General features: G+C 63.0%; 13 protein-coding genes. 6 read left to right on the top strand and 7 right to left on the bottom strand.

Annotated elements, in window-relative coordinates; translation table 11 throughout:
* Nucleotides 1–15 precede the first annotated feature (15 nt).
* Entirely contained in the window at nucleotides 16–1296 is a 1281-nt protein-coding gene (serS, locus tag AC1DD5_RS08200; protein WP_442005180.1) for a serine--tRNA ligase, read from the bottom strand.
* Nucleotides 1297–1409: 113 nt separating this feature from the next.
* Here serS and AC1DD5_RS08195 point away from each other — a divergent pair, with 113 nt between their 5' ends.
* Entirely contained in the window at nucleotides 1410–2471 is a 1062-nt protein-coding gene (locus AC1DD5_RS08195; protein WP_477521120.1) for a diacylglycerol/lipid kinase family protein, read from the top strand.
* Here AC1DD5_RS08195 and AC1DD5_RS08190 read toward each other — a convergent pair.
* The 3 genes from AC1DD5_RS08190 to AC1DD5_RS08180 all read right to left on the bottom strand — a co-directional run bounded on the left by AC1DD5_RS08190 (nucleotide 2468) and on the right by AC1DD5_RS08180 (nucleotide 4121).
* Nucleotides 2468–2698: a hypothetical protein gene (locus AC1DD5_RS08190; protein ID WP_216924263.1), complete on the bottom strand. Its 231-nt coding sequence runs from the start codon at nucleotides 2696–2698 to the stop codon at nucleotides 2468–2470. The genes AC1DD5_RS08195 and AC1DD5_RS08190 overlap by 4 nt on opposite strands.
* Nucleotides 2699–2817: 119 nt before the next feature.
* Nucleotides 2818–3747, bottom strand: a complete 930-nt coding sequence (pheA, locus tag AC1DD5_RS08185; RefSeq protein WP_477521119.1) for a prephenate dehydratase — start codon at nucleotides 3745–3747, stop codon at nucleotides 2818–2820.
* A 47-nt stretch (nucleotides 3748–3794) separates the two neighbouring features.
* Nucleotides 3795–4121: a rhodanese-like domain-containing protein gene (locus tag AC1DD5_RS08180; protein ID WP_442005183.1), complete on the bottom strand. Its 327-nt coding sequence runs from the start codon at nucleotides 4119–4121 to the stop codon at nucleotides 3795–3797.
* A gap of 141 nt (nucleotides 4122–4262) precedes the next feature.
* Between AC1DD5_RS08180 and AC1DD5_RS08175 the strand changes: the two genes are divergently transcribed.
* The 3 genes from AC1DD5_RS08175 to AC1DD5_RS08165 all read left to right on the top strand — a co-directional run bounded on the left by AC1DD5_RS08175 (nucleotide 4263) and on the right by AC1DD5_RS08165 (nucleotide 7992).
* Nucleotides 4263–5006 (top strand): Type 1 glutamine amidotransferase-like domain-containing protein, encoded by a 744-nt coding sequence (locus tag AC1DD5_RS08175; RefSeq protein ID WP_477521118.1) that lies wholly within the window; start codon nucleotides 4263–4265, stop codon nucleotides 5004–5006.
* Nucleotides 4999–6429 (top strand): amidase, encoded by a 1431-nt coding sequence (locus AC1DD5_RS08170; protein ID WP_477521117.1) that lies wholly within the window; start codon nucleotides 4999–5001, stop codon nucleotides 6427–6429. The genes AC1DD5_RS08175 and AC1DD5_RS08170 overlap by 8 nt, the downstream gene beginning before the upstream one ends.
* A 63-nt stretch (nucleotides 6430–6492) precedes the next feature.
* Complete coding sequence (locus AC1DD5_RS08165; protein WP_477521116.1) at nucleotides 6493–7992, top strand: peptide MFS transporter; 1500 nt, start codon at nucleotides 6493–6495, stop codon at nucleotides 7990–7992.
* Between the two features lie 232 nt (nucleotides 7993–8224).
* On the opposite strand, the gene AC1DD5_RS08160 is transcribed toward AC1DD5_RS08165, so the two are convergent.
* Complete coding sequence (locus tag AC1DD5_RS08160; RefSeq protein ID WP_477521115.1) at nucleotides 8225–8887, bottom strand: DUF4190 domain-containing protein; 663 nt, start codon at nucleotides 8885–8887, stop codon at nucleotides 8225–8227.
* A gap of 266 nt (nucleotides 8888–9153) precedes the next feature.
* Here AC1DD5_RS08160 and pgm point away from each other — a divergent pair, with 266 nt between their 5' ends.
* Nucleotides 9154–10815, top strand: coding sequence for a phosphoglucomutase (alpha-D-glucose-1,6-bisphosphate-dependent) (gene pgm, locus AC1DD5_RS08155; protein ID WP_477521114.1), 1662 nt, complete (start codon nucleotides 9154–9156; stop codon nucleotides 10813–10815).
* 2 nt (nucleotides 10816–10817) lie between these two features.
* Here the strand turns inward: pgm and AC1DD5_RS08150 are convergent, their stop codons facing one another.
* A complete protein-coding gene (locus tag AC1DD5_RS08150) occupies nucleotides 10818–11336 on the bottom strand; it encodes a 2'-5' RNA ligase family protein (RefSeq protein WP_216924279.1) in 519 nt (172 codons plus the stop codon).
* 177 nt (nucleotides 11337–11513) lie between these two features.
* Nucleotides 11514–12119, bottom strand: a complete 606-nt coding sequence (locus AC1DD5_RS08145) for a malonic semialdehyde reductase (protein ID WP_442005190.1) — start codon at nucleotides 12117–12119, stop codon at nucleotides 11514–11516.
* 245 nt (nucleotides 12120–12364) lie between these two features.
* On the opposite strand from AC1DD5_RS08145, the gene AC1DD5_RS08140 reads away from it, so the two are divergent.
* Entirely contained in the window at nucleotides 12365–13717 is a 1353-nt protein-coding gene (locus AC1DD5_RS08140; protein ID WP_442005191.1) for a uracil-xanthine permease family protein, read from the top strand.
* Nucleotides 13718–13727: the final 10 nt, after the last annotated feature.

Below are 13727 nucleotides of genomic sequence, written 5' to 3'. Positions count from 1 at the left end.
CTTCCGCGGAGAGAACTACAGGACCGGCAGAACCTCAAGCCCGCCAATGTACTTCTGCAGCGCCTTGGGAACGTTGACCGAGCCGTCCGGGTTCTGGTGGTGCTCCAGCAGGGCAACGATCCAGCGGGTGGTGGCCAGGGTGCCATTCAGGGTTGCGACGGCGCGGGTGCCCTTGGCAACGCCTTCCTCGTTGATCACGCGTTCGCGGATGTTGAGGCGGCGGGCCTGGAATGTGGTGCAGTTGGACGTGGACGTGAGCTCGCGGTAGGCGTTCTGCGTAGGAACCCAGGCTTCGCAGTCGAACTTGCGGGCCGCGGACATGCCGAGGTCGCCTGCAGCCGTGTCGATCACGCGGTAGGGAAGCTCGCACTTGGCCAGCATTTCCTCTTCCCAGGCAAGCAGTCGTTGGTGCTCCGCGGCTGCTTCTTCAACCGTGGTGTAGATGAACATCTCCACCTTGTTGAACTGGTGCACGCGGATGATGCCCCGGGTGTCCTTGCCGTGCGAACCGGCCTCGCGGCGGTAGCAGGAGCTCTGGCCGGCGTAGCGGATGGGGCCGGCCGAGAGGTCCAGGATCTCGTCTGCGTGATAGCCCGCGAGGGCCACCTCGGAGGTTCCCACAAGGTAAAGGTCGTCTTCGGCGAGACGGTAGATCTCGGCGTCGTGCTTTACGTCAAAGCCGGTGCCCTGCATGGTCTCCGGGCGCACCAGAGTGGGGGTGATCATGGGGACGAAGCCGGCCTCGATCGCCTGGTCCATGGCCATCTGCAGAAGTGCCATTTCCAACCGGGCGCCAACACCGCGGAGGAAGTAGAAGCGCGCACCGGAAACCTTGGCGCCGCGTTCCATGTCGATCGCGCCTATCAGTTCGCCGATTTCCAAATGGTCCTTCGGCTCGAAATCCGTGAATTCGCGCGGGGTACCCACGGTCTTGACCACAACGTAATCGTCCTCGCCGCCCTCAGGAACACCATCCACGATCAGGTTGGGGATGCCGCGGAGCAGCTCTTCCTGTTTGGCCTGGGCAGCAGCGGCTTCAGCGGAAGCGGCCTTCACCGAGTTGGCCAGTTCCTTGACCTCCGCCAGCAGAGCCTGCTTTTCCTCACCCTTTGCCTGGGCAACCCTCTTGCCGAAGGCGTTCTGCTCGGCACGGAGGGTTTCGTGGCGGATCAGCGCGGCGCGGCGATCGGAGTCTGCGGAGATGATCGCGTCCACAACAGACTCGTCGGCGCCACGGGCGCGCTGGCTGGCACGGAACTTGTCCGGATTTTCGCTGAGGTCTTTTACGTCGATCACCACACAAGAGTATCGAATGGGGCGCTGATTTCCTGTGCGGACCCAGAGCCGTGCAAGCACTGGAATGAACGCAGTCAAATCAGGACTACGCAGGGCGATAGTGTTGGAGCACCATGAGCGACTGGATCCTGTACGTGATTCTCGCTGGGGGCGTGGCGTTTGCCGTCTCCAGTTGGTGGGGTGTGCGCCGATTGAGAGCCCGTCACATCAGGAGCGCGGTTCGGGAGGACACGCACAAGCCGGAGCCTGGGCATCAGAAGGTTGCGGTGATCCTCAACCCTGTGAAAAACAAGTCGATCGAGGCCCGCCAAGCAATCATCGACGCATGCGACCTCGCCGGTTGGGACAGTCCCCAGTTCTTCGAGACCACCCTGGAGGACCCCGGTTACGGGCAGTCGCGCCAAGCGCTGGAGTACGGGGCCGACGTCGTTCTTGCGTGCGGCGGCGACGGTACAGTGCGTGTCGTGGCTGAGTCGCTGGCGCATAAGGGCGTGGCGATGGGCCTCATTCCGCTGGGTACCGGCAACCTTCTGGCTCGAAATGTCGAACTGGACGTCAACGACATCGCCGACTGCATCCAGATCGCCCTCTTTGGCCATCAGCGTTTTATCGACACCGCCAGCATGGCAATAGACAACGACATCACGGGAGAATCATCCACGCACACGTTCCTGGTGATCGCCGGCATGGGCCTCGATGCGGAGGTTCTTGGCGATACGAAGGAAGACTTGAAGAAGTCCGTGGGTTGGCTCGCCTACACCGAGGCCGGAGTCCGGCATCTGCCCGGCCGCCGCAAGCGTGTCACCATCACCATGGATGACCAGCCGGAACAGGCCCGGAAAATCCGCAGCGTGCTTTTCGCCAACTGTGGCCTCATTCCGGGAGGTATTGATTTCATTCCGGAAGCCATGATCGACGACGGCATGCTGGACATCGTCGTCATCAGCCCCCGAAGTGCCTTCGGATGGATTGCCATGTACGCAAAGATCCTGTTCAAGCACAAGCGGAATCTGCCGGTGATGAATTTCTATCGCTCCGGCAAGGTCACCATTCGCAGCCAGGAACCTATGGCGACCCAGCTCGACGGCGACCCCGCGGGCGAGGCCACGGAGGTCACCGTTCAGGTCCAGCCGGGTTCGCTGTTGGTGCGGGTACCGAAGGCTCAAACCCTCTAGACTGCGCCCTTCTCGGGTTGGGCCGCATTTGCTGCGGCTGCTTCGGCTGCCGCCTTCGCTGCAGCCCGGGCCTCGGCCTGCTCTCGGATCATCGCTTGTTCTTCTTCAAAACGGAGTCGATCCGCGCGGTCAGCTTCGTCGCCGTCCCAGTCGTCCTTGTTCTCGCCGGAGGGCTTGGGATTGACGATCATGCCCTGGCCGTCTTTGTCATCTCGGTGGACAGACATGACCGCTCCCTTCTTTTGGGCATTCATCCATCGTTTATGGATCAGGCAAGCATACGCACACTTGCATCAGCGCGAAAGGGGTTGAAGGTTCAATTATTTAGCGGCAGACCCAGCGCAACCTAGCCCTTCAGAATCGATTGGACCCACGCATGAGCGGAGGCAAAGGCGGCGTCCGACGTATGTGGGGCAACCACCGCAGCTTGCTTATCGGCGCGCGCGTATGAGCCCAGGAAACGGGTTGCCGGACTGATTCTGTGAAGCCCTGCCAGGGCATCAGCAACGCGGGAATCAGACGCATGACCGTCGGCATCGATGCTGAAGAAGTAGTGACCCAGGTACTGGCCGGTGGGACGTGATTCGATACGGCTCAGGTTGACCCCTCGCGAAGCGAACTGGTCAAGGATCTCCATGAGCGCACCTGGGTGGTCCTCCGGCAGCGGGACAACAACGGTGGTCTTGTCGGCACCCGTGCGTTCAGGCAAAGTACCCGGCCGGCTCACCAGGATAAATCGGGTGACTGCGTCCGGGTTGTCGCCAATGTTTTCGGCCAGAACGTTGAGTCCGGGTTGCTCAGACGCGATCAGCGGCGCGCAAATAGCGGCGTCGTAGTGCGCATCTCCCTCAAGGAGGCCCATGGCTGATGCGGCGGTAGAAGAACCGGGGACATAGTCCGCGTTCGGAATGTTTTCATCCACCCACAGGCGGCATTGAGCCCACGCGTGACCATGGGTGGAAATGCGCTGAATACTCGAAAGCACGACGCCGGGCCTTGCCACGAGCACGAAGGTAATAGGAACCAGCGCCTCACGGATGATCCGGAGTTCGGGGCCCGTGGCAATGGCGTCCAACGTCGCGGTCACGCCACCCTCCACCGAGTTTTCGATGGGAACCATGGCGGCGTCGGCCTCGCCATTGCGCACCCGCTCAAGCGCCGTGTTCACGTTGGTGCAAGGAATGCGGAAGGCATCAGCGGCGCCGGGGACCTGCATGAGGGCGGTCTCAGTGAACGTTCCCTCAGGGCCCAGGAACGTGTAGGTCGGTGCTGACATTGAGTATTCCTTGGTGGTTATATGCGTGGGAAAGGCTAGACCGGAGGTTAGAGAACCACTGGCTTGAGGCCGTTGTCCGACACCATCGGCCTGCCGGCTTCGAACCACATATCCATGCCCCCGGCTACGTTCACTGCTGAGTAGCCCTGGCCCACCAGCCACTGGACTACTCGGAACGAACGGCCACCGGTACGGCAGATGACGAAAAGGTCGTCGTCCGGATCCAGTTCATCCAGGCGGTTCGGCAGTTGGTCCATGGGGATATGCCGTGCACCTTCAACGTGTCCGGCAACCCATTCATAGTCCTCACGAACGTCCAGGATGCTGGCATCAGCCGGAATATCGCCCACAGGCACGGTTTCGAAGTCGCTCATGGCGGTTCCTTCCCATCGATTCAGGTCATCATCCAGCCTAGTCGCAGCGGCCGCGAAGCGGGACGTCGCTTGCGCGCCGCGGTTACGGCACTAAGACTGGGACGCAAGGACTCCCTTGAATCGGCTGTTAGGAGCAGGACCATGGCGGCTGGCCAACCCACCATCCTCGCAACATCCGGCGGTTACAAGCCAGGCAGCCGGACCCGCATCGAGTTCGACCACCTCATGCACTACGCCGTCGAGTTATCCGGGGTAAGTGGCCGCGCACCGCGCGTGACCCACATTGGTACGGCATCAGGTGACCAACGCTGGTGGGCAGCAGAGGTGGATCAGGCCGCCCGCATCGCCGGGTTTGATTTCGCTCATCTGAACCTCTTCACCATGCCCAATATTGAGGACCCCGAAGCGCATCTTCTGCAGCAGGACGTGGTGTGGGTCCACGGTGGTTCGGTGGTCAACCTGCTTGCCGTGTGGCGGGCACACGGCCTGGATGGAATTTTTCGGAAGGCTTGGGAAAGCGGGGTGGTCCTGGCCGGCGTTTCCGCGGGTTCCATTTGTTGGTTCAAGAGCGGCGTGACGGACTCCTTCGGGCCTGAATTGCAGCCGGTGACCAACGCGCTTGGCTTCCTTCCTTACGCCAACGGCGTCCACTACGATTCCGAGCCCCGCCGGGCTCCTGCCATCCACAAGCTCGTGGCCAACGGCACGCTGGGCGAGGCGCATTGCACCGACGACGGCGTGGGGCTGGTTTACCGGGGCACCGAACTCGTGGAAGTGGTGTCCGAAGTCAAGAACAAGGCTGCATTCCGGGTTACTGCAGGTGCTGGCGAGAGTGTGGACGCCATCGCTGTGGAGGAACGGTTGGAGTCTCGTTTCCTTGGTTGATCTTTCCCCGCAAGCCCTCAGCGCTGTGGAGCTTCGCGATGCCCTCGCATCCGGCGAACTGTCGGCGAGGGAGGCGACTAGTCATTTCCTTTTCGTCATCGAGGCCCGGAACAGGCACTTGGGCGCCTTTATTACCGTTACTCCAGAGCAAGCGATGGCCGACGCCAGCAGGGCAGACAATCTCCATTCGAAACTGCGCAGCGATGGCCGCCTTTCTGAGTTGCCGCTGTTGCATGGTGTGCCCTTGGCCTTCAAGGACCTCACTGACGTGGCAGGCATTCCCACTACTCACGGCAGTGCCGCGTTGGAGCACAAACCTGCGCCGGAGGACGGCGCCCTCGCAGCCACTTTGAGAGGCCAGGGCGGCATCTCGCTTGGCAAGACGCAGGTTCCGGAGTTCGGACTCACCGCGTACAGCGAAAACCGCATCGCACCGCCGTCGCGCAATCCCCATTCCTTAAGCCGAAGTTCCGGTGGATCGTCGGGCGGAAGCGCTGCGGCCGTGGCAGCGGGCATGGTTCCGTTCGCTCCCGGGACCGACGGCGGCGGTTCCATCCGGATTCCGGCCGGTGCCTGTGGACTGGTGGGACTCAAGCCCGGGCGCGGCCTGGTGCCGTCCGGAGCGAGCGCGGGCGATGCAGCTAAATTGGTGGTCGCCGGACCGCTGGCGCGTACGGCCGCGGACGCTGCCCTGCTGATGGATGCGCTGGTCCCCCGCGAACAAGCGCCCGACGGCGGTTATCTCGCCAACATTGACCACGCCCCAACGCCGCTCAATGTAGGCGTGAGCCTGGATAGCCCGTGGGCCGGCGTTTTCCCTTTCGAGGTGGAACAGGAAGCATTGGACGCCCTGGCGCGGGGGATCAAGCTGCTTGAGGAGGCAGGGCACCGTGTTGCGGAAGCGGAGATCCGCTACGACAACCGCTACCCCGAGGCGTTCACCGCAGCTTGGACTGCCGGCGTCGGAAGTGCGCGAATCGCACCCCAGCGCGAGGCGCTCCTGACCCCGCTCACCCGGACGTTCCGTCGTCGTGCGCAGCAGCGCAGCGCGTTGAAGGTCAATGAGGCCTTGGGTTTCCTGCGGCAGTTCGAGCACGACACGATCGCGCAATACGCGGAGTGGGACGTCATCCTTATGCCCACGCTGGCGCAGACACCGCGCCCGATCGGCTGGTTCACGGGCGGTGGCCACAGCAGTGAGCCCTGGCCGAGCGAGTGGGCCGGTGACGCGGACGAAGATTACAGAAGGCAATGCGAGTACGCGCCTTGGTCCTCCATGGTCAACGTGTGCGGATTGCCGGCAATCAGCATCCCCGTCCATGTGACAGCAAGTGGCCTGCCGATGGGCATTCAGATGATCGGGAAAGAGGGTTCTGAGCTGCAGCTTCTCCAGCTCGCGGCCGTTCTGGAGGCCTTTCACTAAGGGGGATTGTGCGGTTGTCTATCATATGGAAAGTGGTTGCCACGGGCACCTTTCGATGTGACAATGCCCGCAGTCAATGCCAGCATTGAGGAAATGAGCACACCTCTAACCACGGCTACGCCCCAAAAACCATCGGGCGATACGTCATTTTTCGGCCACCCAAAGATGCTGGCCAGCCTCTTCTCCGTGGAGATGTGGGAGCGATTCTCCTTCTACGGCATGCAGGGCATCCTGCTTTACTACATGTACTTCACCTCCGACCAAGGCGGGCTGTCCATAGACAAGGGCCTCGCCGCCGGCTTGGTGGGCGCATATGGTGGCGGCGTTTACCTGTCCACCATCCTCGGCGCCTGGCTTGCTGACCGTATCTTCGGTTCCGAAAAGGTCCTCTTCGGCTCAGCCCTCATGATCATGGCCGGCCACATCGCGCTGGCCCTCCTGCCCGGCATTCCCGGACTGATCGCGGGCCTGGTACTTGTGGGTATCGGCTCCGGTGGCCTGAAAGCCAACGCGACGGCGCTGGTCGGCAGCCTGTACGGCGAGAAGGACGAACGCCGCGACGCCGGTTTCTCCATCTTCTACATGGGCATCAACATCGGTGGACTCATCGGCCCGCTGGTCACCGGCTGGCTGCAGGAGAGCAACGGCTTCCACTGGGGCTTCGGCGCAGCGGCAGTGGGCATGGCGATCGGCCTTCTCATCTACTCACTGGGCCGCAACAAGCTCCCCGCCGAAGCGCACCGCGTTCCCAACCCGCTGCCGGCTGCTGACCGCACCCGATACGGGCTGATCTTCCTCGGCATCCTGATCGTGATCGGCGTACTGCTCGGCACGGGCACCGTTAACGCCGACAACCTGGCACGCAGCATGGCCTACGCCGCCATCGGCGCCTCGGTGATCTACCTTTTCCTGATCTTCCGCAGCCCGCTCGTTAGCGGTGTGGAGCGTAAACGCGTAGTTGCCTTCATCCCGCTGTACATCGCATCGGCCGCATTCTGGGCACTCTTCCAGCAGCAGTTCACGTTCATCGCCGTGTACTCCGAGGAGAAACTTGACCGCAACCTCTTCGGTTGGGAAATGCCGGCCGCATGGGTCCAGTCCATCAACCCGGTGTTCATCATCATCTTCGCCGGCGTCATGGCTGCCCTGTGGACCAAGCTGGGTGCCAAGCAGCCGAGCTCCCCGCTGAAATTCTCGGCGGGCCTGCTCATCGTGGGCCTCGCCTTCCTCTGCTTCATCCCTCTGGCCGGCGAGGGCAAGACCCCGCTGCTGGCACTGGTGGGAATCCTGTTCCTGTTCACGCTGGCGGAGCTCTTCCTCTCCCCCATTGGCCTGTCCGTGAGCACCAAGCTCGCCCCGCAGGCTTTCCATACCCAGATGGTGGCGCTGTTCTTCCTGTCCGTCTCCCTGGGCACCACTTTGGCAGGCATCCTTGCCGGCCTTTACAACCCCGACGACGAACTCCCGTACTTCCTGGGCATTGGCGGCGTGGCTGTGGTGCTGGCTGTGGCCCTCGCCGCTGGATCACCGGCCATCAAGAAGCTGATGGGCGGGGTTCGGTAGCTGGTTTTCGGCCTCCGCCGGACCAACGCCGCCTGACGACACGCAAACGGACCATCGCCGCCTACATCCAGGCAGCGCTGGTCCGTTGCTGCGTCGCTCACACATTCGGGTGTCGCTTAGGAATTCGGGCGTCGCTCACGCCAGGTGACCGACCCGCCCTGCGCTAAATAACGACGGCGACCCTTACGTTCTGTGGGATTCCCACCTGACGTAAGGGTCGCCGTCGTACGCGTTAGTAGTTGTACCTGCTGCTCGAGGCCCCGATCGCGGCGAAGAAGAAGATCAGGACGACCACCGTGATCGCCACGCCGACGTAACCCATGATCAGGCCGGCAATCGCCATGCCCTTGCTGGCGGGCTCGCGGTTGAGGGCAAGGTGCCCCAGGATCACAGCTGCAATCTGCGGCAGGATGAAGAACCCGAAGCCAATGAAAGTGGCAATGCCGCAGCACATGCTCGCAATGCTTAGGCCCTTGGGCTGCGTGGGCATGGCGTAATACGCCGGCTGGCCGTACGGGTTCTGCTGGCCGTAGGGCTGCTGCTGATACGGGGCCTGGTTGTACTGGCCCTGGCTGTACTGGCTCTGGTTATAAGGGCTGGGCGGCTGGCCGTAGGGCGAGGGGCTCGGCTGGCTGTAATCACCCGGTGTGTACGGGCCCTGGCTGGCACTGCTCTGGCCAGCACTGCTCTGGCTCTGGCTCGTGGGCGGGAGCGGCTGCGTGTAGAAATCGTCCTTGCCTTGGGCGTTCTGCGTGTATGCGCCTTGGTCGTACGGCGGAAGCGGCTGTGTCTGCGAGCTCTGCTCCGGCGGGCTGAATTCGGCGGGCGGGATGTACTGCGGCGGTTCGTAGCCCGCCGGTTTGTCCTCGTTGCCCTTGGATGGTTGATCTGACATGGGAATCCCCCTCGCTAAGTCTTTGTTTCCCACCCTACCGCCGCCGGGTGCGCCGCATAAGGCAACGCGCTTTTCCGGTTCCGCGCAGTGCCAGGGCAGGCGTCACACGGTGTCAGGGCGGAATCCTCCCACTAAAGCCGCCGCTCGTAAACGCGAGGTAAATCTTTGACTCATCCGCCGCCACATCGCCGCCATTCTGCGTCACAGGGGCCGGATCCCGGGACATTTCCTGTCAGGGGGCGTGGTGGTCTGGCATGCTGGACGACATGGCTAGCCGAGCGGGCACAGTTGCCCTTCCCCAAGACCTTGTTGACATCACAGCCCTGCTGGACGCGTACTTCGACGTCACCCCGGATTTGGGCGATCCCGCGCAACGCGTGGCGTTTGGAACGTCGGGCCACCGCGGATCCAGCCTGAAGTCGTCGTTTAACGAGCCGCACATCCTCGCGATCACGCAGGCAATCGTTGAATACCGCGGCCGTCAGGGCATCACCGGGCCGCTGTTCATCGGACGCGACACCCACGCCCTGAGCGAGCCCGCGCAGAACTCCGCGCTGGAGGTCCTCGCGGCCAACGGCGTCACAGTACTCGTGGATGCGCGCCACGGCTACACCCCCACACCTGCACTGAGCCACGCCATCCTCAAGTACAACCGCGAAGCTGCGCCGGGGACACCCCAGGCTGACGGCATTGTTGTCACGCCCAGCCACAACCCGCCAGGCGACGGTGGCTTCAAGTACAACCCCCCGCACGGCGGACCGGCCGACACCGACGCCACGGGTTGGATCGCCGAACGCGCCAACCAGCTTCTTGAGAACGGCCTCCGGGGCGTCAAGCGCATTCCGTTGAACGATGCTTTGAATGCTGACACCACTGGAAAGTTCGACTTCCTCAGCAGCTACGTTGACGATCTCCCTTCCGTCCTGGATCTGGATGCGATCCGCAACGCCGGTGTCCGCATTGGTGCCGATCCCATGGGCGGCGCTTCCGTTGACTACTGGGGCGAGATCGGTGAGCGCCACCAGCTCAACCTGACGGTCGTGAACCCCACCGTCGACCCGCAGTGGGCTTTCATGACACTGGACTGGGACGAGAAGATCCGCATGGACTGCTCCTCGCCGTCGGCTATGGCCTCGCTCATCAAGCGCATGTCTCTGGGCGCGGACGGTACCGCCGCCTACGACGTCGCCACGGGTAACGACGCCGACGCCGACCGCCACGGCATCGTCACGCCGGATGGTGGACTCATGAACCCGAACCACTACCTGGCCGTCGCCATCGACTACCTGTACCGCAACCGCAGTGGCTGGAATCCCGCGTCCGTGGTGGGCAAGACGCTGGTTTCGTCCTCGATCATCGACCGCGTCGCTGCAGGGCTGGGCCGCAAGCTGGTTGAAGTTCCCGTCGGCTTCAAGTGGTTCGTGCCGGGACTGCTGTCCGGCGAGGGTGCTTTCGGCGGCGAGGAATCGGCCGGCGCCTCCTTTAACAAGCGCGACGGCAGTGTGTGGACCACGGACAAGGACGGCATCCTCTTGGCCCTGTTAGCCTCGGAAATCATGGCTGTCACGGGTAAATCCCCGTCGCAGTTGTACAAGGGGCTCACCGACCAGTTCGGCGCGCCGGTCTACGCCCGAATCGATGCCGCGGCTTCCCGCGAGCAGAAGGCCAAGCTGGGCAAGCTCTCCGCCGCGGACGTCACGGCCACTTCATTGGCGGGCGAAGATATCACCGCCAAGCTCACGGAAGCCCCGGGCAACGGCGCTTCGATCGGCGGCCTGAAGGTTGTTACCGAGAACGCCTGGTTCGCGGCCCGCCCCTCCGGGACCGAGGACGTCTACAAGATCTACGCGGAGTCCTTCAAGGGCGCCGATCACCTGGCCAAGGTGCAGGAGGAAGCCAAGGCTTTGGTGGATGGGGTTATTGCTTAGGTTCAGGCGGTTTGCGAGTCCTCAGCCTCTGCAGCGTCCTGCGTCCAGAGTCTGAGGATGCGCCGGATGGTGTGGTTGCCTTCCGGCGCCATGTCCACCAGCGCAACCTGGTCAAGCACGACGACGTCTCCCGGCTTTGGGCGCTTGCCGTCGTGATGCGAGATGTGCGGTCGGTAGCGTTCAAGGACGTAGTTCGGCGTAGCGATGCGCCCGCCCACGCTGACCACGGCATCGAAGAGTTCCTCGTGCAGGCCTTGAAGCAGCGGGTTTTGTTCCACCAAGCTCACGGGGATGGACCCCATGTGGCCAAAGCCCGCTTCTTCCCCAATGGTCAGTTGCGTTCCGAGGGCTCCCTGGACTGGCGCTTCGGCCAGGTCCGCGAGGACATCGGCGACGTCGGCACTCACGTCAGTTCCGACGTCGAACCTTAACAACGTGATGTGAAGCGGCCAGTCGCTGCGCGGAAACACCAGCCCCGGCCGCACGGGCTCCGTAAATGCCACCCAGATGAGGTTCCGCATAGGCATAGTTTGCCACTCAGCGAGTCAGAACTGACGGGATCTGCGAGAGGGATGCCGAAATAGCCGCAGGACGTGAGAGAACATCCAAACCCCCGGATCTTCTCTCACATCCGGGGCCTTAAACGCCGATGCTCTCGCACGTCACGTACGAGAGCATCGGCGGAACAGCCGGAAAGACTAAACGGTGCGAACAACTTCTTCGTATGCGAACTTCGGCTTGGCTTCGCCCCATGCGTCCGGGCCGGGCTGGCCGATGTTGACCACGAGGAAGCTCTTCTGGTCCGCCGCCGGGAAGAATTCGGCGTCGATTGCGGCGAAGTCAGCGCCGGTCATTGGGCCGGCAGCGAAGCCGAGCGAGCGTACGGCCAGAATGAAGTAGCCGGCCTGCAGGTGGGCGTTGTTGTTGCCCGTAGCAGCGGCGAAAGCGGGGTCGGCGTCGTACATGGCCTTGGGGGCGCCGTAGGCCGGAAGGAACTTGTCCCACTGACCCTGCCAATCGGTGTCGTAGGAGAGGATGGCGACCAGCGGGGCCGAGGCAGTCTTGGCCTGGTTGCCCTTGGAGAGCGCATCAACCAGCTTGGCGCGGGCCTCGTCCGAGCGGACGTAAGTCACACGCAGGGGCTGGGAGTTGAAAGCTGTGGGGCCGAACTTGGTGAGCTCGTAGATGGCGCGTGCCTGCTCGTCGGTGACCTCACCGGCAAAGCTGTTGGCGGTTCGTGCTTCGGCAAAAATGGCGTCGACTGCTGCGGCGTCAATGACTGCTTCTTCGTGGGCGATCGTCATTCGTGAACCTTTCGCTGGGCCCGGGCCTTCGGGATGGCCAGGCGCTTCTGCTTTCCATGGTTGCAACTTCAACTTCACATGTCCTCTTCCCATGACGGACCGTGACGTTCGGCACAGTCCTTCTGCAGGTTCCGCCTTGCGGGGCCCGTTTTGCTTGCCAAACGGCGAGCGAGGCGCGTAGAGCGGGCCCCGCAATGGCGGTAATGTTGCACCGAATCCCAACATTCTTCTGAGGAAGGCCCGCCATGAGCATGCTCGGCACCAAATGGAAGCTCCACGGCAACGGGAAGTCGATCCGCCCGGGCCACGTGGTCTCGCCCGACGAGCGGCTGGCTTGGCCCCTGACTATTGGCATCGGCATGCAGCACGTCGTTGCGATGTTTGGCGCAACCTTCCTGGTCCCCATCATCACCGGCATGCCGCCCGCCACCACCTTGCTCTTCTCGGGCATCGGCACGCTGCTTTTCCTCGTCATCACCAAGGGCCGCGTGCCCAGCTACCTGGGTTCGAGCTTCGCGTTCATCGCCCCAATCATGGCGTCCCAGCAGCAGTACGGCGTTGGCGGCGCTTTGGGCGGCGTGGTGCTTGCCGGCGTCGTGCTGGCCCTTATTGGCGCAGTGGTCCAGAAGTTTGGCGCTGAATGGATCAACCGGCTCATGCCGCCGATCGTCACGGGCGCGATTGTCGCGCTGATCGGCCTCAACCTGGCCCCGGCCGCGAAGAACAACTTCGACCTCGCTCCGGTCACCGCCCTGGTCACGCTGGTCACGATCATCCTGGTCAGCGTCCTCTTCCGCGGAATTCTGGGGCGCCTGAGCATTCTGGTGGGCGTGGTGGTGGGCTATCTCGTGGCGATGATGCGCGGCGAGGTCAGCTACGAGAAGATGGACGCTGCCGCATGGGTGGGCCTGCCGCTGTTCCAAACGCCCGAGTTCCACGTCGGCGTTGTGGGGCTGTTCGTGCCGGTGGTGTTGGTGCTGGTCGCTGAAAATGTGGGGCACGTGAAGTCGGTGGCCGCGATGACCGGTCAAAACCTCGACGGCGTCTCCGGGCGGGCGCTGATGGCGGACGGCGCCGCAACCGTACTTGCCGGCTTCGGCGGCGGTTCCGGTACTACGACTTACGCGGAAAACATTGGCGTCATGGCCGCCACCAAGGTCTACTCGACGGCGGCCTACTGGGTGGCCGGCATCTTCGCCATCCTGCTGAGCTTCTCCCCGAAATTCGGCGAACTGATCGCAACCGTGCCACCCGGCGTCCTCGGCGGCGCGGCGACCATGCTGTACGGCATGATCGGTGTGCTCGGCGTGAAGATCTGGGTGCAGAACAAGGTCAACTTCTCCAACCCGATCAACCTGACGACGGCTGCTGTTGCCCTGATTATCGGGATTGCTGATTACACGTGGACCATTGGCGAGCTGAAGTTCACCGGCATTGCTTTGGGGTCTGCCGCTGCGCTGGTGATTTATCACGGCATGAAAGGACTGGCCCGCTGGCGCGGGACGGTCGCTGAGCCGGAAACCGAGACGGCGGGACTGCCGCCATCGGTGAAGTCGGCGATGAATGCTGCGGCTAAGCGGGGGAAGAAGGGGAAGTAGGGGTAGACCC

It is taken from the genome of Paenarthrobacter sp. 10L420, assembly GCF_056395385.1.
Note: the sequence above shows the minus strand (reverse complement) of the source record. Positions and strands in the feature narration are given on the sequence as shown.